This is a genomic window from Halomonas sp. CH40, from assembly GCA_041875495.1.
GTDB lineage: Bacteria > Pseudomonadota > Gammaproteobacteria > Pseudomonadales > Halomonadaceae > Vreelandella.
In genome coordinates, this window is record CP112982.1 from 522,846 (window position 1) to 543,089 (window position 20,244).

Here is a 20,244-nt window from a genome sequence, read left to right on the forward strand (position 1 = left end):
GGGGTACCTCATAAAGAAGTTGATGTCAGTCTGACATTTACCATACGCAGACACTCACTGGCCGTGCAAGATTTTCCGTCATCCTGAAAGCCAGGTTGCCCGCTCAGAGGGGCAACCTGGCAGCGCCTTGGCAACGGCTTAGAGGATATAGCGGGAAAGATCTTCGTCGACGGCCAGTTCGCCCAGCTGGGCGTTGACGTACTCAGCGTCAATCACCAGCGGTCCGTCAAGGTCGCCGCCCTTGAAAGAGGCTTCTTCAAGCAGGCGTTCCATAACAGTGTGTAGACGGCGGGCGCCGATATTTTCGGTGCCTTCGTTAACCTGCCAGGAAATTTCCGCAATCCGCTCGATGCCGTCCGGGGTGAACTCGACATCCAGCCCGTCAGTGGCCAACAGCGCCTGATACTGACGGGTCAGCGAGGCGGATGGCTCGGTCAGGATGCGCTTGAAGTCGCCTGGGGTCAGGGCATCCAGTTCGACGCGGATTGGCAGACGGCCCTGCAACTCAGGGATCAGATCCGAGGGGCGCGACAGATGGAAGGCACCGGAGGCGATAAACAGGATGTGGTCGGTTTTGACCATGCCGTATTTGGTCGACACCGTGGAGCCTTCGATCAGCGGCAGTAGATCACGCTGGACACCCTCACGGGAGACCTCGCCACCGCTGGACTGGCCGCTGCCCTTGGCTACCTTGTCGATTTCATCCAGAAAGACAATGCCATGCTGCTCAACCGCTTCTACCGCACGGGCCTTGATGTCTTCTTCATTGACCAGTTTGCCAGCTTCCTCATCGCGCAGCAGACCAAAGGCGTCCTTGACCGCAATCCGGCGGGTTTCGCGCTTTTGTTGGCCCATGTTTGAAAACAGGCTCTGCAGCTGGTTGGTCATTTCCTCCATGCCGGGCGGGGTCATGATATCGACGCTCGGCCCCTGCTGGGAAAGCTCGATATCGATTTCCTTATCGTCAAGCTGACCTTCGCGTAGTTTCTTGCGAAACGACTGGCGGGTGGCATTTTCTTCGCGGGGCTTATCTTCCTGGCCGCGCGGTGGAGGCAGCAGAGCATCCAGAATGCGGTCTTCGGCGGCGTCCTCAGCGCGGTGGCTAACTTCTTCCTTGGCGTGCTCGCGCACCATCTTGATGGCGGCTTCCATCAGGTCGCGAATGATCGATTCCACGTCACGCCCTACATAGCCCACTTCGGTGAACTTGGTCGCTTCGACCTTGATGAAAGGGGCCTTGGCCAGCTTGGCCAGGCGGCGGGCGATCTCGGTCTTGCCGACGCCCGTCGGGCCTATCATCAGGATATTCTTGGGGGTGACTTCACTGCGCAGGTCGGTGTCCAGCTGCATGCGGCGCCAGCGGTTACGCAGGGCAATCGCTACCGCCCGTTTGGCGTCTTTCTGGCCGATAATATATTGGTCCAGGGCGTGGACAATTTCACGGGGAGTCATCTGAGTCATGGCTTATAGCTCTTCCATGGTGACGTGGTGATTGGTGAATACGCAGATGTCACCGGCGATTTCGAGGGACTTTTCGGTGATTTCACGCGCGGAAAGCTCGGTGTTCTCCAGCAGTGCCCGAGCGCTGGACAGCGCAAAGTTGCCACCAGAACCAATGGCGATAATACCGCGCTCGGGTTCCACCACATCGCCGTTACCGGTAATGATCAGCGAGGCACTGTGGTCAGCCACTGCCAGCAAGGCTTCCAGGCGGCGCAGGGCGCGGTCGGTGCGCCAGTCCTTGGCCAGCTCCACGGCGGCCTTGGTCAGGTGGCCCTGGTATTTTTCCAGCTGCGCTTCAAAACGCTCAAACAGCGTAAAGGCGTCAGCGGTACCGCCGGCGAAACCGGCCAGCACCTTGCCGCGATACAGGCGGCGTACCTTGCTGGCATTGCCTTTCATCACGGTATTGCCCAGAGAGACCTGGCCATCGCCGGCGAGAGCGACCTGGTCGCCGCGACGCACAGAAACAATCGTAGTCATGGAGTGAGCTCCTTGTGGGAGGCGTGCTCCCGATGACGGTGCAGCTGCCATGCAGCAGCCGGTGAAAAAAGGATGTTCACAACAAAATGCGGGCGGCTGATAAAAAATCAACCGCCCGCGAGACAAGTGTTGGTGCAAACAGGTCAGATGGCGTCAATTCTGCAGCTGAATCAGCAGATCGTGAACACCCTCAGGAAACCAGCCATAAGGGGGGTGACGTGAGGTAGAGCTACTGCTACCGCGTGAACATAACATCCAGACGATCAGCAAACAGAACGTCACGCATCCACTGCTGCAGTTGTTCGTGGTCAGCTTGCATCAGTTGGGTGTCTACCCAGTCAGGCACCTCGCCAAATTTTAAGCCAAGCTGGGTGCGTAGCACGTCGCGTGCTTCTGCCAAACGGCCTTTTTGAAGTCCGTAACGCTCACCTTCCTGCCGCCCTTTTTGGATCCCTACCTGCTCACCTTCTAAACGTTCTTTCTTGACCAGGTTCTCTAAATTCTCTGCCAACATGTCTTTGTCCTCCATCAGGCTGTCAAGCTGTGCCAGGTTCACCTCGGTGCCTAGCCAAGCCAGGTGCCGTTTAAGCCAGCGGGTGATGATCTTGTCAATGCGCTGTTTATCCGGGTCGGCCCGTAGAATCGCTACCACCCGATCCACGGCGGCTTGTAGTGTTTCCCAGCTTTCGCCAGCGTTTTCTACACCGAACACGCCGCTGAGCGGTGACTGGCGCAACCCGAGTTCTTCATCAGTATAACGCCCTTCGTCGATCAGGTAATAGCGCAGATGCGGTTGGTACGCTTGCAGAAAGCTTGGCGGTTCCGGCTGCACCATGGCGTAGATATCCAGCGGGGCTGTCCAGGGTTTTGAGCCGTTGTAGAGCACCACCGGAAATACCGGCGGTAGGCCCTGGCTGGGGGTGATTTTTTTCTGCTTGAGCAGTTCGCTGTAGAAACAGGCCACGTAGTGCATCAGCCGAATCGGCATGGTGCGGTCAACCGACGACTGAAACTCCAGCAAGATATACAAAAACACCCGCTGCGTAACGCCTTGCCAGGTGACCTCCACCGACCACACGACGTCTTCGATTTTTTCCTCAAACAAGGGCGTGATGTAGTGGCCGTTTTGTTTTTCAAGGGTGGTGAAATCCATCAGCCCAGCAATCTCCGGCGGGGCGAAGCCTTCCATCAATTGCTGAACAAATTCCGGGTGGCTGAAGAGTTCCTTATAGCCGGTATCGTGGTGGTGGCTTGGCATAGCGTTTCCCTGCTCCCTGCTGGGTAATACGTATTAGTCTAGTATAGTATCCAGGGCGCGATCAGCGCTGGCGTTTCCTGAGTTAAAAATTGTTTTAAAATCTGCTTCTACAGCTTTTACTTGCTGTAATTCTGTTCTTATATCTCGCTCAAAGGACCGGTATTCACGACTATTCAAAGATCAGTTGCCCGGTGATACATTCGGTGGCCCTCCTTGAAAGCCAAACTTGTCTGCATACTTGATATCAGTTCCATCAGGGGGGGTGTGGTGGTCAAACTGTATCCCGCCACAAGCGATCAGACAGCTATGTGGCAGGGGTGTGAATCGTTTTTGTGTTTGCGTAGATCAGTTCTGAAGCTGTAGCAGCAGTGGTTCAATGCCTTGGGTGTTCATCAGATCCTGAGCGCGATTAAGCTCGCGGGGGTCGTCGTAGGGGCCAACCTGAACGCGATGCCAGGTATCGCCATTAGCCTGTACCTCGCTGATATGCGCGAGCAGACTGAGATTACGCAGCCGATCGCGCATTTTGCCGGCATCGCTTGCGGAACGAAACGACGCTGCCTGAAGCATGTAGCGCTTCTGTTCTTCTTGAGTCTGTTCTTCCTGGGGCGCTGACGAAGTGGAAGTCTCGGCGTTTTCCGGGTTGTTGGCGGCAATCAGTGCCGCTATGGGGTCATCGTTGCTGACCGGCGTTGATTCGGCAATGGGTTCATCAGACATGGCTGCCTGTTCGTCGTCAGTCAGTTGATTGGTAGCGCTGGCGGGCGCTTGTTCAGCGTCATCGACGGGGGCTGGTTCGGGCCGTGTAACCCGTGAGGGCACCACGCCATCGGGGGCAATAATCTCGGTTTCCGGTAGCAGGGTATAGAATTCGAAGGTCGGTGTGGAAGCCGCCTGATCGTCTTCACCGTTCTCACTTGCTTGGCCGTCAGGCTGTTCCTTGGAAATAATGGTTGCCTGGGGGGCTTCGCTGGTATCCTGCCATGGCGCAGTGCCATGTTGGTGCTGGGCCAAGAAAAACCCCACAACAAGGCCACCCAGCCCCCACAGCCAGCCAGGCAGGCGGCTGCTGGGGGAGGGCTTTTTCGTCGCTCTATCGCGCTGCGTTGTGGCACCGCGACGGGGTGGGGTTTTACGTGGACTGGGCATTGCTTACATCTCCTCTGGCGCACGGACACCCATCAGGTCGAGGCCGTTGCGCAACACCTGGCGGGTTGCCAACCCCAGTGCCAGGCGCGTATTGCGCAGGGTGTCATCGTCTACCATGACTTTGACGGCGTTGTAACAGGTGTGAAAATCGCCCGCAAGATCCAGCAGGTATTGCGCGATCTGTTGGGGTTCACGGTTTCTGGCGGCCACCTCGACAACCTCAGGGAAGCGCGCCAGGCGGTTGAATACGGCTTTTTCCTGATCACTGTCGAGCAGGGCAAGATTGGCCAGCGCCAGATCATGATCAAATGGCTGCTGGGCGGCTTCGGCCTTGCGCAGCATGCTGCACACGCGAGCATGGGCATATTGTACATAGTAAACCGGATTTTCGTTCGACTGAGAACGGGCCAGATCAATATCAAATGTTAATTGGGAGTCGGCGCGGCGGGCGGCAAGGAAAAACCGCGTGGCATCGCGGCCAACTTCATCAATCAGGTCACGCAGGGTGACATAGCTGCCGGCGCGCTTGGAGAGTTTTACCTCAACGCCTGAGCGGGTCACCATCACCATCTGGTGAAGTACATAATCCGGCCAACCCTTGGGAATACCCACTTCCAGCGCCTGCAGGCCAGCGCGCACCCGGGTCACGGTGGAGTGGTGGTCGGCGCCCTGCTCATTGATCACCGTCTTGAAGCCACGCTGCCATTTGTCCAGATGGTAGGCGACATCGGGCAGGAAGTAGGTGTAGCCTCCGTCGCGCTTGCGCATTACGCGATCCTTGTCATCGCCAAACGCGGTTGTACGCAGCCAGGTGGCGCCGTCTTCTTGATAGGTATGGCCATTGTCGGTGAGCTTTTCGACAGTGGCATCCACCTTGCCATCCTCATAGAGCGAGGATTCCAGGAAGTAGACATCGAATTCCACGCCAAAGGCTTTCAGGTCAAGGTCCTGCTCGCGGCGCAGCCAGGCCACGGCAAAGGTCTGGATGGCGTCAAGGTCGTCCGGGTCGGCCTTGGCGGTGACTTCGCGATCATCGGCGCTGACGGTTTTTCCAGCCAGATAATCCTCGGCCACATCAATAATGTAGTCACCCCGGTAGCCGTCTTCCGGCCAGCTGCTGTGGTCGGGGGTCAGCCCTTTGACCCGGGCGTGAACGGAGCGCGCCAGGTTGCTGATCTGGGCGCCCGCATCGTTGTAGTAGAACTCACGGGTGACGTCATAGCCGGTGGCTTCCAAAAGGCGGCACAGGCAGTCGCCAATTGCGGCACCGCGGCCGTGGCCGACGTGCAGCGGCCCGGTCGGGTTGGCGGACACAAATTCCACCTGCACTTTCTGGCCCTGGCCAAGCATGCTGCGGCCGAAGGTGTCACCGCAGTCGAGTACCTGGGCGACTACCTGAGCGGCGGCGTCGGTGGCGGCAAAAAAGTTGATAAAGCCGGGGCCGGCAATATCGGTTTTCTGTACGGCGTCGCTGGCAGGCAGGGCATTCACGACGGCCTCTGCCAGGTCGCGAGGCTTCATGCCAGCGGGCTTGGCCAGCATCAGGGCAAGGTTGGTGGCGTAATCGCCGTGGGCCTTGTCTTTGGTCGGGTCAACCTTGATGGTTGGCTGAACGTCCTGGGGAAGCACGCCCTCTTGCTTGAGTGCCTCAACGGCGCCTTCAAGCAGGGTGATCAGTGTGTCTTTCATAAAATGAGTATCCGGTAACGTCGGTGGCGGCGTGCGCGTGCGCATCGTAAACGGGCGTATTATCGACGATTGTGGGTGACTTTCAAACATCATCCGGTTATCGGTCTGGCTAGCTGAGCGTTTGGGGGTCGATATCCAGCGACCAGCGTACTCGGCGAGCCTCACGGTTATTCTCCAGCCAGTGGGTCAGAAAGCTGGCGGCCTGATGCAGGTGGCTACGCTTGTCCGCGCTCAACATGACGTGCAGGTGATAGCGGTTCTGGCGGCGCTCCATAGGCGCGGGTATTGGCCCCAGGCAGCGTACCTGTATGGGTTGGGTCTCAAGCCAGTCGCGTACCTGCTGAGCGGCATGGGTGGCCAGCTGTGTGGCAGCATCGACCTGAGGGCTTTCAACCCGTAACAGGGCCATAAAGCTGAAGGGTGGCAGTTGGGCGCTGCGGCGTTCGGCCAGCAGGTGGCGCGCCAGGGCGGCGTAACCATGTTCGGCGAGCTGGTTCAGGTGCGGGTCATCCGGGTGCAGGGTCTGCACCAGCACGCGGCCGGGGTCAGCGGCACGCCCCGCGCGTCCGGCCACCTGTTCCAGCAGCTGGGCGCTGTGTTCCAGGGCGCGAAAGTCGGCGGCATACAGGCCGCCATCCGCGTTGATCACCACCACCAGGGTGACGTGTGGCAGGTGGTGCCCCTTGGCCAGCATCTGGGTGCCGACCAGCAGGCAGGGGTCGCCGCGGGAGACGTCTTTCATGATCTGCTCAAAGCTGTCCTTGCGCCGGGTGCTGTCGCGGTCGATACGATGGATGAGCGTTTTGGGGAACAGGCCCTGCAGGGTTTCCTCGGTGCGTTCGGTGCCGCTACCCAGGGCGCGCAGATCGCCGCTGGCGCATTCCGGGCAGGCGGGAGGAAGGGCCCGGCGGGTATCGCAATGGTGGCAGGCCAGCAGCGGCGGCTGGCGATGCAGGGTCATGCGCGCATCGCACTGATGACACTCGGCTACCCAGCCGCAGGCGTGGCAGGCCAGAGTGGGCGCAAAACCACGCCGGTTGATAAACACTAGCACCTGCTTGCCCGCCTCCAGCGTCTTTTTGATCGCCTTGACGGTGCCCGGCAGCAGGCCGCCACGGCAGGGCTGGTGGCGCAGGTCGGTCAGTTCCAAGCGGGCGGGAGCATGGCGACTGGCGCGCTGGGTTAACGTCAGGTGACGGTAGCTGCCTTGCAAGGCCTGCTGAAGGCTTTCCAGCGACGGGGTGGCGCTGCCCAGTAGCACCGGTATGCGGTGATGGTGGGCGCGGGCGATGGCCAGGTCCCGAGCGTGGTAGCGCAGGCCATCCTGCTGTTTGTAGGAGCCATCGTGCTCTTCGTCGACAATGATCACGCCAAGGCGGGCCAGGGGGGTAAAAATAGCCGAGCGGGTGCCGATGATAATCAGCGCGCGACCCGCAGCGGCGGCCTCCCAGGCATCCAGGCGCTCCGGGTCGGTCAGCCCGGAATGCAGGGCCAGCACCGGCACATTAAAGCGCTGGCGAAAGCGCGCCAGGGTCTGTGGCGTCAGGCCGATCTCGGGAATCAGTACCAGTGCCTGTCGGCCCTTGCTGACAACGGCGTCGATCAGCTGCAGGTAGACTTCGGTCTTGCCGCTGCCGGTCACGCCTTCCAGCAGGCAGGGGTGAAAGTCATCGAGCTTTTCGTGCAGGGCGGCAAGCGCCACCGCCTGTTCACGGTTCAGCGGCAACGCCGGGTTGGCCAGCGATTGTTGGGTGTGCGCAGGCGTGGCTGCCGTCAAGGCCTGGGTGGTAGATGTAATCAACCTCTTCTGTGCCAGGCGGTTGAGGGTGTCCTGGGTAAAACCGTGAGCGCTGATCACCCGGCTGGCCAGGCCGTTGGGGTGTTGGCCCAACAGTTCCCAGAGCTCTGCCTGACGGTGGGCGCGGCCAAAGTCGTGTTGCTCAGCGGCGCTGGGGCTGCGCTTCCAGAGTGTCTGGGTTCGCCCGGCCATGGGGTGGCCCTGGCGCAGACGGGCGGGCATGGCGTTGGCCAGCGTATCGCCCAGGCTGTGCTGATAATAGCGTGCGGTAAAACGGCACAGCCACAGCCAGTCGGCGGGTAGCGGTGTGTCATCCAGCGCATTATGTACACACTTCAGCTGCTCTCTGGGTAGCTCGCTGTGGCTGGCCAGTTCAACAATTACCCCCACTACCTCACGGCGCCCGAAAGGGACGCTGACCCGCAGTCCCACTTGCCAGCCCTCTGTCGGTGGGGTGGTTGCTGGCAGGTAATCAAACAGGCGGCGCAACGGCGATGGCAGTGCCACACGCAGCACAGGGGCGGACAAAAGAGGTGAACGCGGCAATTGGCCTCCGGCGTCAGGTTTGCTAGAATGCGCGACCGCCCAAGGTTAGAAAGCCCTGGCGGCTTGACCGGTTAATCGATTTCAAACCCGTATGCGGTGCCTGGCAAGTGATCAGGTGGCGGCATACAGCTTCGCGAGGCTTAAGATGAAACAAGGTATTCACCCGAATTACAACACGGTAACGGCAAGCTGTTCTTGCGGTGCCAGCTTCCAGGTCGGCTCAACATCCGGGCATGACTTCTCTCTGGATGTATGCTCTAACTGCCACCCTTTCTATACCGGCAAGCAGAAGCAGGCAACCACCGGCGGCCGTGTAGAACGCTTCAACAAGCGCTTTGGCGCAGCAGTGAAGCGCGGCTAATAAGCGCTTTACGTGTGTTATGGCTGGTGCCCGGAGCGTATGGGTATGTCCAGCTTTCAAACAGACCCTCAGCCTATGGCTGGGGGTCTTTTGCTATCGGGTGTCACCTTGAGGCAATGGCGGTTTTTCTATATTCTCCAATGCCGCTTTTGCGTTATCAGGTGACTTTTTCAGCATTTTTGTTGCAGTGTCGACGCCCTTTAATCTTTCAATCGGACCCTCCATCATGACGGATGCATTCAAGCAGGCTGCTTTGGATTACCACGCTAAACCTATTCCCGGAAAATTGTCGGTCGAGTTGACGAAACCCGCCGCCACCGCACGGGATCTGGCGCTGGCCTATAGTCCAGGCGTGGCTGAGCCGGTGCGTGAAATCGCCCGTGACCCTGAAAATGTGTTTCGCTATACGGGTAAAGGCAATCTGGTCGCGGTGATTTCGGATGGCAGTGCGATTCTGGGGTTGGGTAACCTGGGGCCGCTGGCCAGCAAGCCGGTGATGGAAGGCAAAGGGGTACTGTTCAAGCGCTTTGCCGGTATCAACTCGGTGGACGTGGAAGTTGAGGCGGAAAACCCTCAGGCGTTTATCGATACCGTCGCGCGGATTGCCAGCACCTGGGGCGGCATCAACCTTGAGGATATCAAGGCACCGGAGTGCTTTGAAATCGAGAAAGCCCTGATTGAGCGCTGCGCAGTTCCGGTCTTTCATGATGATCAGCATGGCACTGCCATTGTAACGGCTGCCGGTATGCTGAATGCCCTGGATATTGCCGGGAAGCGTATCGAGGACGTCAGGATTGTCTGCATGGGGGCCGGTGCCGCCGCGATTGCCTGTATGCGTTTGCTGATATCCTGCGGTGCGCAGCGGAAAAATCTGGTGATGCTGGACAGGCGTGGCGTGATCCATAGTGACCGTGAAGGGATCAATCAATACAAGGCTGAGTTTGCCCAGGATACTGATATGCGCACCCTGGATGATGCCATTGATGGCGCCGATGTGTTTATCGGTCTTTCCGGCCCTGGGTTGCTTTCGGCTGATCAGGTCAAGACGATGGCGCAGGATCCGGTGATTTTCGCCTGCACCAACCCGGACCCTGAGATCCACCCTGATGTGGCCCGTGAAGCCCGCCCGGATGTGATCATGGCCACCGGGCGTTCCGATTACCCGAATCAGGTCAATAACGTGCTTGGCTTCCCGTTCATTTTCCGGGGTGCTCTGGATGTACGCGCAACCCGGATCAATGAAGCCATGAAACTGGCCGCTGTTCATGCCCTCAAGGATCTGGCCCGCGAGCCGGTGCCCCAGGCCGTGCTGGACGCCTATGAGCGGGATTCAATGAGCTTCGGGCGTGACTACATTATTCCCACGCCGGTGGATGTCCGCCTGCTGGATCGGGTATCGGCTGCCGTCGCCCAGGCAGCGGTGGATTCAGGCGTGGCACGCAAGCCTTACCCGGCTCACTACCCGCTGCAAAGCGTCAACGACGTTTACGGTGCTTGACGGCCTGATAGCAAGTCCAGCTCTGTGGAGCTTTTGCTAACTACTAACGCCCGCTTTTGCGGGCGTTAGTGCTATATAGACGCCATTTTAAGAGATAACACTCAGCGTATGGGCGCATCGTGCAAGCGCATCAAGCCTTCCTGGGCCGTGGAGGCGATCAATTGCCCCTGGCGGTTGTAGATCTGGCCGCGCGCCAGGCCACGGGCGCCGCCCGTCCAGGGAGAGTCGGTGGTGTATAGCAGCCATTCATCCAGCCGAGCGTCCTGATGCAGCCAGAGCGCATGATCCAGGCTGGCGATCTGCAGTTTGGGGTCTTTATAGTCAACCCGGTGCGGCAGCAAGCCGGTGGTCAACAGATTGAAGTCGGACACATAGGACAGCAGGTGGCGGTGCAGGGCCGGGTCTTCAGGTAGCTTGCCCGCCAGGCGAAACCACAGGTATTGATGGGCTGGCGCCTGATGGGCGCCGCTACGCGAGAGATAGATGAACTCGATAGGGTGGCCCGGGAAGCGGCTGTGTTGCGCCTTGCCGCTGTCCAGCAATGCCTCCGGGGTAGGCACTTCCGGCATCGGGCTATGGTGGGCCAGCGGGTTGGTTTCTGGCGTCTGAAAAGATGCACTGCAGAAGAAGATGGGTCTGCCTTTCTGGATGGCGGTCAACCGGCGGGTAGTGAAGCTGCCGCCGTCACGCACTTTATCGACCTGATAAACCACTGGGCGGTGAGGGTCGCCGGGGCGCAGGAAATAGCCATGCTGGGAATGCGGCTGGCGGTCTTGCGGCACCGTGAAGCTGGCCGCTGCCAGCGACTGCCCAAGCACCTGGCCGCCATAAAGTTGGGGAAAACCCAGGTCCTGGCTCTGACCGCGAAACAGGGTCTCCTCCAGGGTTTCCAGGGCCATCAGGCTGACAAGCTTGTCGAGTGATGCTTGTGTTGAGAGACCGGTGTGAGAAGTGTCAGTCATAGTGGCGTATCCTGTCGGGCATGTCTGTTAAAGGCATTTCAATAGTCTCTATCATACGATCGTTTGTCTACCATAGCGGAGTTTGGTGCCATGCGCAGCGATGAATTCTATATGTACCGGGCGCTTGACCAGGCTCATCTGGCGTTTGAAGCAGGTGAAGTGCCGGTGGGGGCAGTTGTCGTCTCGGCAGACGGAGAGATTCTGGCCGCTGCGTATAATGCGCCTGTCTCTGACTGTGACCCCTGCGCCCATGCGGAAATCCTGGCCCTGCGAGCCGCCGGGCAAGCTGTTGGAAATTACCGCCTGGAAGGCGCCACTCTGTTTGTTACTCTGGAGCCCTGCATGATGTGTGCCGGTGCCATGGTGAACGCCCGTATTGCCCGCTTGGTATATGGTGCCGCTGAGCCACGCACCGGTATGCTGGAGTCAAAAGCCAATCTCCTGGCGCAACCCTGGTTTAACCACACAGTCGCGGTCAGCGGTGGCATCCTGGCAGCTCCTGCCCGGCGGCTGTTGAAACGCTTTTTCAGCGAGCGTCGTTAGGCTGATCTAGCGGCGGAACTATTTCAAAGTTCAACGCAGACTCATTGTCAATACTGGTCTGTTCCAGCTGGAAAAACTGCTGGCGGCTGCGCTCAACGTAATCAAGCATTTCGTAATAACGGCGGATATTGCGCACATAAATCACCGGCTCGCCGCCGCGTGCATAGCCGTGGCGAGTCTTGCTATGCCATTCGCGATGTTGCAGAAGCGGCAGAGATTCACGCACATCTTTCCAAAGATCCGGGTCTCCGCCGCGCATTTCGGTAATCTTGCGGGCATCGTAAAGATGGCCAAGCCCCACGTTATAAGAGGCCATGGCCATGTATAGACGGTCTTCACCGGTGATGCTTTCCGGTAGCCTGTCGATCACGTGGCGCAGGTAGCGGGAGCCGCCATCGATACTTTGCGCCGGGTCGCGACGGTTACTGATACCCATTTCCTGGGCGGTGGCGTTGGTCAGCATCATTAAACCGCGCACCCCGGTGGGGGAGACGGCGTCTCTATCCCAGTGGGATTCCTGATAACCCAGCGCCGCCAGCAGCTTCCAGTCAAAGCCGGTTTGCTGGGCGGCCTGTTTGAAAAGCTCGGTATATTGCGGCAGACGAGAATCCAGGTGCGACAGGAAGGTGCGCGTGCCGACATATTCCAGATAGTCGTCGTGGCCAAAGTGGCGGGTGATCAATGAATCGAGTTCGCCGTTATCATGCAGGGACTGGATAAAGTCGTTGGCGGCGTCGATCAGCCCCAGGCCTCGGCCACTGGGTAGCGCCCAGACCATGGACAAGGGTTCACCAAGCAGAAAACCGCGCTCGACCTCCGGGAAGAACAGCCGGTTAACGCGAAACTGATGATCAAAAATAATCGCCGCATCCAGGGTGCTGTTCTGGATGCTGGCGAGCAGGTCAGCAACTTCAATGTCGCTGGAGGATTTCCAGTTGAGCGCTGGATATTGCTGCTGCAGGCGCTGTAGTGTCGTCGTCAGGCCTGAGCCGTTGAGGGTGCCCACCTCCAGGTCGACCAGGTCAGCCACGGAATCAATCCCGTTTAGCCCCCGGCGGTAAACCACCAGCGGCTGCATCTCGATGATTGGGCGAGTGTAATGAATACCCTGAGTGTCAGGTGTCAGCGGTAGCCCTGCCGCGCCAATATCGCCCCGGGCGCGCACGGCTGGCAAAATGCTGTCCAGATGGTGGTTGGCATCCAGGTTCAGGCTGACCCCCAGGCGCTCGGCAAAGCGGCGCATCAGCTCGTACTCGAACCCGGTCGGGCCACGCCGACCCTCATAATAGGTGGTGGGCGAGGTGCGAGTATGAAAGGTAATAAAATCGCGACTTTTAATCAGCGCCAGGTGTTCGTTCCCGGTCGTTGAAAAAAAGGGCGGCGCGAACAGAGATACGTTCGAAACCGCAGGGATCATCACCAACAGTAATCCGCTCGAAAGTGCCAGGCACAGGCGATAAAATAACGTCATGGGGTTTTTTATAGGGCTCAGCATGGCAGCTTTCGGGTGTCTGTCATGGACTCACGATACCCAGCTCCAGCCAGGCTGTCACCATCTTGATTTCGTATGACCTCAGCTTTCCAGTATCATAGCGTCAAATGCCGCCACGCGGCGCCACTGTTTCCTGCTTGCAACTCCTGCTTTAGAGGCTCCCAGATATGCTCGAACTGCGCGGCTCGTCAGCCCTTTCTGCCTTCCGTCATGCGCGTTTACTGGCCTTGCTTCAGGCGCACGCGCCTGAGGTCGAGGCGTTATCGGCGGACTATGTTCACTTTGTTGATCATCGCACTGAGCTTTCGCCTGCCACCCGTGAGCGCCTGGAAAAGCTGCTCGACAATGGCCACTCCCAGACCTCTGCCGAGATGCAGACCCTGACCGATGGGGCGCAGCGTTTTCTGGTGGTGCCGCGTATCGGTACCCAGTCTCCCTGGTCTTCCAAGGCCACGGATATCGCTCATAACTGCGGCTTGGGTGACATTGCCCGCATTGAGCGCGGGGTTGACTACCGTCTGAGATTCAGTGCCACACCGGATGAAGAGACCTTCACAGCGCTGGTGGCGCTGCTTCACGACCGTATGACCGAAACCGTGTTGCACAATGCCAGCGATGCTGCCCAGCTGTTTGCCCGGCATGACCCAGCGCCGCTGGGCAGTGTGGATATCCTCGACGGTGGGCGTGAAGCGCTGGCGACTGCCAACGTTGAGCTGGGCCTGGCGCTGGCCGAGGATGAAATTGACTATCTGGTCGACGCCTTCCGCGAGCTGGCCCGTAACCCCACCGACGTTGAGCTGATGATGTTTGCCCAGGCCAACTCGGAGCACTGCCGCCACAAGATATTCAATGCAGACTGGGTGATCGACGGTGAAGAACAGCCCTACTCGCTGTTCAAGATGATTAAGAACACCTTTGCGACCTCGCCGGAAAACATCCTGTCTGCCTACAGCGATAACGCGGCGGTCATCAAGGGCAGCCACGCTGGGCGATTTTTCCCCACGCCGCTGACTGGCGCTGACGACGAGCAGGCCCAGTACGCCGCCCATCAGGAGCCGATCCATATCCTGATGAAGGTGGAAACCCACAACCATCCGACGGCAATTGCGCCTTTCCCCGGCGCGGCGACTGGTTCCGGCGGTGAAATCCGTGATGAAGGCGCAACGGGTATCGGCGGTAAACCCAAAGCCGGGCTGTCAGGCTTTACGGTTTCCAACCTGCGCATTCCTGAGTTTGTTCAGCCCTGGGAAGCCTTCGACTACGGTAAACCCGAACGCATGCAGTCGGCGCTTTCCATCATGCTGGAAGGCCCGATTGGCGGTGCCGCCTTCAATAATGAATTTGGCCGCCCTAACCTGACCGGCTACTTCCGCACTTATGAGCAGGAATCGCTCAACGAAGGCGGCATCGAGCGGCGCGGTTTTCACAAGCCGATCATGCTCGCGGGGGGCTATGGCAATATTCGCGCCCAGCACGTCCAGAAGGGTGATATCCCGGTGGGCGGCAAGCTGATTGTGATGGGCGGCCCGGCCATGCTGATCGGCCTGGGCGGCGGCGCGGCATCGTCCATGGCGTCGGGGGTTTCCAGCGCCGATCTGGATTTTGCCTCGGTACAGCGCGAAAACCCGGAAATCGAGCGCCGTGCTCAGGAAGTGATTGACCGCTGCTGGGCACTGGGTGACCACAACCCGATCCGCTTTATTCATGACGTGGGCGCAGGCGGGCTGTCCAACGCCCTGCCGGAACTGGTCAAAGACGGCGGCCGTGGCGGGCGCTTTGATATTCGTGCCGTGCCCAACGCCGAGCCGGGCATGAACCCGTTGGAAATCTGGTGTAACGAAGCCCAGGAACGCTATGTGCTGGCGGTGGCCGCGGAAGATCTTGATACCTTCGATGCCCTCTGCCAGCGGGAGCGCTGCCCTTACGCCGTGGTCGGCGAGGCGCTGGAACAGCATCATCTGGAAGTGCGCGACGGCCACTTTGAAAGCCAGCCGGTTGATTTGCCGATGAGTGTGCTGTTTGGCAAGGCGCCAAAGATGCAGCGAGAATTCAATCGCCAGACCCCCGAATTATCCGGCGTGATGCTGGATAACCTTGATCTGCGTGAAGCCATGGATCGCGTGCTGCGCCTGCCCACCGTGGCCTCAAAAAGCTTTTTGATCACCATCGGCGACCGCTCGATTACCGGCCAGGTGGCGCGGGACCAGATGGTCGGACCCTGGCAGGTGCCGGTTGCTGATGTGGCGGTGACCACGGCCAGTTTCGACACCCTCGCCGGGGAAGCCATGGCCATGGGCGAACGCCCGCCGGTGGCGTTGATCAGCCCGGCGGCCAGCGCTCGCCTGGCGGTGGCCGAGGCTATTACCAACCTGGCAGCAGCGCCGATTGCCAAGCTGGGGGATATCAAACTTTCTGCCAACTGGATGAGTGCGGCCAGTCATCCGGGTGAGAACCAGGCGCTGTATGATGCGGTGCATGCGGTAGGTATGGAGCTGTGCCCGGCGCTGGGAATTGCCATCCCGGTGGGCAAGGATTCCATGTCAATGCGCACTGCCTGGCAAGACACCGATGGCAAGGGGGAAAGCGAAGACAAAAGCGTGACGTCGCCGCTATCGCTGGTGGTCACCGGCTTTGCCCCGGTGACCGATGCCATGGCGACGTTGACACCTGAAATCAATCTGGAGCAGGAAGAGTCCGACCTGATCCTGATTGACCTGGGTAACGGCCAGAACCGCATCGGCGGTTCGGCGCTGGCGCAGGTATACGGCCAGGTGGGTAATGAATGCCCGGACGTGGATGACCCGGAAGACCTCAAGGCGTTCTTCGAGGTGATTCAGGGCCTCAATCGGGACGGCAAGCTGCTGGCCTACCACGACCGCAGCGACGGCGGCTTGCTGGTGACGCTGCTGGAAATGGCCTTTGCCGCCCATGCCGGGCTTGAGATCAAGCTCGACTGGCTGATTGATGAGCCGGTCGAAGCCTTCAATGCGCTGTTTGCGGAAGAGCTTGGCGCGGTGATTCAGGTCAAGCGTGCGGATACCGAAGCGGTGCTGACCCAGTTTGCCATGGCGGGTATCGAAACCTGCGGGGTGATTGCCCGCCCACGTTACGATGATCAGGTTCGCGTGACCCTGTTTGAAGAGCCGCTGCTGGAAACCACCCGCCAGCTGGCTCAGCGCACCTGGTCAGAAACCAGCTACCGCATGCAGGCGCTGCGCGATAACCCGGAGTGCGCCAAGAACGAATTTGATAACCTGCTGGATACTCGTGACCCTGGGCTTTCCGCCACGCCCACCTTCGATATCAATGACGATATCAGTGCGCCTTTTATCAACACGACTCGGCCCGCGATGGCCGTCCTGCGCGAGCAGGGCGTTAACGGTCAGGTGGAAATGGCCTGGGCCTTTGATAAAGCCGGTTTCAATGCGGTGGATGTGCACATGAGTGACATCCTCTCCGGGCGCGTCAGCCTAGAGGACTTCAACGGCCTGGTGGCTTGCGGCGGTTTCTCCTACGGCGATGTGCTCGGCGCTGGCGGCGGCTGGGCAAAATCAGTGCTGTTCAACGAGCGCGCCCGGGAGCAGTTTGCGTCCTTCTTCCACCGTGAAGACAGCTTTGCCCTGGGGGTATGTAACGGCTGCCAGATGCTGTCACAGCTGAAAGGCCTAATCCCCGGCGCCGAGGACTGGCCGGCGTTCGTGCGTAATGAATCTGAACAGTTCGAAGCGCGGGTCGCCATGCTGCGGGTTGAGAAAAGCCCTTCCATCCTGCTGGAGGGCATGGAAGGGTCACGCCTGCCGATTGCTGTCGCCCACGGCGAAGGCCGCGCTGCCTTCCGTGACGCCGCGCACCTGCGCAGCATGCAGTCGAGCAGCCAGATTGCGCTGCGCTACATCGACAACTATGGCCAGGTGACCACCCGTTACCCGGCCAACCCCAACGGCTCGCCAGCGGGGATTACCGGCCTGACCACCCCGGATGGCCGCGTGACCATCATGATGCCCCACCCGGAGCGGGTCACCCGCGCCGTGACCAACTCCTGGCGCCCGCCGGAGTGGCGCGAAGACGCCCCCTGGCTGCGCATGTTCCGCAATGCCCGGGTTTGGCTCGACTAACCTATGCCTGCCAACTACCTCTACAAGGCGACCCAAGGGTTGCCTTTGTTATGCTATGCTTGAACAGCTGGCCTATGCTTAGCCTATGTCAGCTATGTTTATGATGGGCAATCGAGATACAAGGAGGGTGAAATGCGCACAGTATCCATTTTTCGTAACGGCAGTAATCAGGCGGTTCGCTTGCCCAAGGATATGGAGTTTAAAGGCGTGCAGCAGCTGGAAATCATTCAGCAGGGCGACACCATTATCCTGCGTCCGCTGCGCCCCAGTTGGTTAACGCTAAGTGAATCCGAAAAAGCGGATAGCGACTTTCTGCAGGACAGAGTGGATGTCATTGGCGACGAGCATCGGTTCACGCCATGAAGGTCTTCATGCTGGATACCTGTATCTGCTCATTTATCATGCGTGAAATGCCGCCTTCCGTTCTGCAAAGGCTGGCAGATGAAACGGCGCAACAGCACCGCATTGTCATTTCAGCGATTACCTATGCTGAAATGCGTTACGGTCAGGTAGGCAAAAAAGCGTCGCCAAAACATCGACAACTGGTGGATGCGTTTGTCAGCAGACTTGATGCGGTCGAGCCGTGGAGCAAAGAAGCCGTTGATGCGACCATCGCTATCAAGCAGCAGTTAGCGGCGCGTGGAACACCGATTGGTAACAACGATACAGCGATAGCAGGTCATGCTATCGCGCTGGATGTTGTACTAGTGACCAATAATACCCGTGAATTCAACCGTGTTGACGGCCTTATGCTAGAAGATTGGGTGCATTAGCGTGACGCTCAGCAGTACGCCCAGCCTACGCCCTTACCAGCGTGAGGCGGTGGAGCGGGTGGTGGCGCATTTTCGCGCTGGCAGCGACCCTGCAGTGGTGGTGCTGCCGACGGGCAGCGGTAAATCCCTGGTGATTGCCGAGCTGGCGCGAATTGCCCGTGGGCGGGTGCTGGTGTTGGCCCATGTGCGTGAATTGGTTGAGCAGAATCATGCCAAGTATGAGGCGTATGGGCTACAAGCGGATATTTTCAGCGCCGGGCTCAAACGCAAGCAGGCTGAGCGCCAGGTGGTGTTTGGTTCGGTGCAATCGGTGGTGCGCAACCTGGAAAGCTTCAGCGATGCGCGCTTTACCCTGTTGGTGATTGATGAATGCCATCGCGTCTCGCCCAATGAAGATGCCAGCTATCGTCAGGTGATTGAACATCTGAGAGCGCATAATCCGCAGCTCAAGATTCTTGGCCTGACCGCCACGCCTTATCGCCTGGGGCAGGGGTTTATCTACTATCGTCATCACCACGGTATGGTGCGCGGCGATGAAGGCAGCTTCTTCCGCGATTGTGTGTTTGAACAGCCGCTGCGTCTGATGGTCAAGCAGCATTATCTGGCACCACCGGTGCGCCGGGATATGGCGGTGGCGCATTATGATTTTGCTGCCCTCCAGCCGGGAAGCTCAGGGGCATTCCGCGATGAAGAGCTTAATCGGGTGGTGGCGGGCAATCGGGCGACGCCGCAGATTATCGCCGATATTATTCATCACGCAGCCGACCGCCGTGGGGTGATGATTTTTGCCGCCACCGTGGCCCACGGCGAGGAAATACTGGGGTATCTGCCCGCTGAGCAGGCGGCGCTGATTACCGGGGCGACGGAGTCACAGGAGCGCACCCGGCTGATTGCGGTGTTCAAGGCTGAACAGCTCAAATACCTGGTTAATGTGGCGGTGTTGACTACCGGCTTTGATGCCCCCCATGTGGACTTGATTGCGATTCTGCGCCCCACGGAGTCGGTTAGCCTTTACCAGCAGATTGTCGGGCGCGGGCTGCGCCTGGCACCCGGTAAAAAGGACTGCCTGATTCTCGATTATGCCGGTAACCCCTGGGATCTTTATGCGCCGGAAGTCGGTTCGCCAAAACCGGATAGCGACAGCGAACCGGTGCAGGTGGAATGCCCGGCTTGTGGCCACGCCAACCTGTTCTGGGGCAAGCGCGAGGGTGACATTGTGATTGAGCATTTCGGCCGCCGCTGCCAGGGGCTGATTGAGGGTGGCAGCGGTAGGCAGCAGTGCGATTTTCGCTTCCGCTTTAAAGTGTGCGGTGAATGCGGCGCGGAAAATGATATTGCCGCCCGGCGCTGTCATGGCTGCCAGACGCTACTGGTGGATGCTGATGACAAGCTCAAGGATGCGCTGAAGCTGAAAGATGCCAAGGTGTTAAGGGTCAGCGGTATGCAGCTTGAGGCCACCACTAACGGGCGCGGCTTGCCACGTCTGAAAGTCACCTATCACGATGAAGATGGCGCCAGCCTGGCAGAGTGGTTTGCACTGGAAACCCCTGCCCAGCGCCGTGCTTTTTCTGCGGCCTTTCTGCGTGACCACCTGCGCGCCCCGGCATCTGGCTGGCAACCGATGTCGCCCGACGAGGTCGTAGTGGAACAGCAGTGCCTGCGCGCTCCGGATTTTGTTGTCGGGCGCAAGGTCGGGCGGCACTTCCAGATTCGCGATAAACTGTTTGATTACCAAGGCCGCTTTCGCAAGGCAGCCGAGGCTTCATAGAATCACCAGCGCTAACCATCATTAATTGCAGCTTGTTGGAGGCTTCTTGGCATGACTACTTCTCCTAAAAATGTGACTTTTGACGATAATAACTTCTGGGTGGCTTTAAATGATGGGCGCACCTTAGGGGTGCCGCTGGCTTGGTACCCACGATTACTCAGGGCGACGCCGCAGCAGCTAGCCAGCTATGAGCTAAGCGCACGAGGCATTCATTGGGATGCCCTTGATGAGGATATTTCCATTGAAGGCCTGCTGGCAGGACAGGGTGATATGACCAAGCACCGTCAGGCGGTTGCCTGAGCCTTCGCC

The 20,244-nt window shown here is 59.1% G+C and carries 16 protein-coding genes; 8 read left to right on the plus strand and 8 right to left on the minus strand.

Features of this window, described 5'->3' with window-relative positions; translation table 11 throughout:
- Positions 1–138: 138 nt before the first annotated feature.
- The 6 genes from hslU to OR573_02545 all read right to left on the minus strand — a co-directional run bounded on the left by hslU (position 139) and on the right by OR573_02545 (position 8,423).
- Entirely contained in the window at positions 139–1,461 is a 1,323-nt protein-coding gene (gene hslU, locus OR573_02520) for an ATP-dependent protease ATPase subunit HslU (GenBank protein ID XGA80555.1), read from the minus strand.
- 3 nt (positions 1,462–1,464) lie between these two features.
- Positions 1,465–1,983, minus strand: a complete 519-nt coding sequence (gene hslV / locus OR573_02525; protein ID XGA80556.1) for an ATP-dependent protease subunit HslV — start codon at positions 1,981–1,983, stop codon at positions 1,465–1,467.
- A 235-nt stretch (positions 1,984–2,218) separates the two neighbouring features.
- Positions 2,219–3,241, minus strand: a complete 1,023-nt coding sequence (locus tag OR573_02530) for an Rpn family recombination-promoting nuclease/putative transposase (protein XGA80557.1) — start codon at positions 3,239–3,241, stop codon at positions 2,219–2,221.
- 345 nt (positions 3,242–3,586) lie between these two features.
- Positions 3,587–4,390 (minus strand): SPOR domain-containing protein, encoded by an 804-nt coding sequence (locus OR573_02535; protein XGA80558.1) that lies wholly within the window; start codon positions 4,388–4,390, stop codon positions 3,587–3,589.
- A 3-nt stretch (positions 4,391–4,393) separates the two neighbouring features.
- Positions 4,394–6,079: an arginine--tRNA ligase gene (gene argS, locus OR573_02540; protein ID XGA80559.1), complete on the minus strand. Its 1,686-nt coding sequence runs from the start codon at positions 6,077–6,079 to the stop codon at positions 4,394–4,396.
- A gap of 109 nt (positions 6,080–6,188) precedes the next feature.
- The gene (locus OR573_02545; protein ID XGA80560.1) at positions 6,189–8,423 is read right to left on the minus strand and encodes a primosomal protein N'; all 2,235 of its coding nucleotides are present in this window, start codon (positions 8,421–8,423) and stop codon (positions 6,189–6,191) included.
- A gap of 145 nt (positions 8,424–8,568) precedes the next feature.
- On the opposite strand from OR573_02545, the gene rpmE reads away from it, so the two are divergent.
- Together rpmE and OR573_02555 are read left to right on the plus strand one after the other, a co-directional pair.
- Complete coding sequence (rpmE, locus tag OR573_02550; GenBank protein XGA80561.1) at positions 8,569–8,784, plus strand: 50S ribosomal protein L31; 216 nt, start codon at positions 8,569–8,571, stop codon at positions 8,782–8,784.
- Between the two features lie 226 nt (positions 8,785–9,010).
- Positions 9,011–10,282 carry a malate dehydrogenase gene (locus OR573_02555; GenBank protein ID XGA80562.1) on the plus strand — a complete coding sequence of 424 codons (1,272 nt, stop codon included), beginning with the start codon at positions 9,011–9,013 and terminating at the stop codon, positions 10,280–10,282.
- A 101-nt stretch (positions 10,283–10,383) separates the two neighbouring features.
- Here the strand turns inward: OR573_02555 and OR573_02560 are convergent, their stop codons facing one another.
- Entirely contained in the window at positions 10,384–11,244 is an 861-nt protein-coding gene (locus OR573_02560; GenBank protein XGA80563.1) for an acyl-CoA thioesterase II, read from the minus strand.
- Positions 11,245–11,334: 90 nt separating this feature from the next.
- Between OR573_02560 and tadA the strand changes: the two genes are divergently transcribed.
- Positions 11,335–11,787 carry a tRNA adenosine(34) deaminase TadA gene (gene tadA / locus OR573_02565; protein XGA80564.1) on the plus strand — a complete coding sequence of 151 codons (453 nt, stop codon included), beginning with the start codon at positions 11,335–11,337 and terminating at the stop codon, positions 11,785–11,787.
- On the opposite strand, the gene mltF is transcribed toward tadA, so the two are convergent.
- On the minus strand, positions 11,771–13,258 hold the full coding sequence (mltF, locus tag OR573_02570; GenBank protein ID XGA80565.1) for a membrane-bound lytic murein transglycosylase MltF: 1,488 nt from the start codon (positions 13,256–13,258) through the stop codon (positions 11,771–11,773). The two genes, tadA and mltF, sit on opposite strands and share 17 nt — an antisense overlap.
- 188 nt (positions 13,259–13,446) lie before the next feature.
- On the opposite strand from mltF, the gene purL reads away from it, so the two are divergent.
- From purL to OR573_02595, 5 genes are all read left to right on the plus strand, one after another.
- Positions 13,447–17,394, plus strand: a complete 3,948-nt coding sequence (purL, locus tag OR573_02575; GenBank protein XGA80566.1) for a phosphoribosylformylglycinamidine synthase — start codon at positions 13,447–13,449, stop codon at positions 17,392–17,394.
- 132 nt (positions 17,395–17,526) lie between these two features.
- Complete coding sequence (vapB, locus tag OR573_02580; protein XGA80567.1) at positions 17,527–17,757, plus strand: type II toxin-antitoxin system VapB family antitoxin; 231 nt, start codon at positions 17,527–17,529, stop codon at positions 17,755–17,757.
- Positions 17,754–18,167 (plus strand): type II toxin-antitoxin system VapC family toxin, encoded by a 414-nt coding sequence (locus OR573_02585; GenBank protein XGA80568.1) that lies wholly within the window; start codon positions 17,754–17,756, stop codon positions 18,165–18,167. The genes vapB and OR573_02585 overlap by 4 nt, the downstream gene beginning before the upstream one ends.
- Before the next feature lies 1 nt (position 18,168).
- On the plus strand, positions 18,169–19,935 hold the full coding sequence (locus OR573_02590; protein XGA80569.1) for a DEAD/DEAH box helicase: 1,767 nt from the start codon (positions 18,169–18,171) through the stop codon (positions 19,933–19,935).
- Between the two features lie 51 nt (positions 19,936–19,986).
- Positions 19,987–20,235, plus strand: a complete 249-nt coding sequence (locus OR573_02595) for a DUF2442 domain-containing protein (protein XGA80570.1) — start codon at positions 19,987–19,989, stop codon at positions 20,233–20,235.
- The last annotated feature ends 9 nt before the right edge of the window (positions 20,236–20,244 follow it).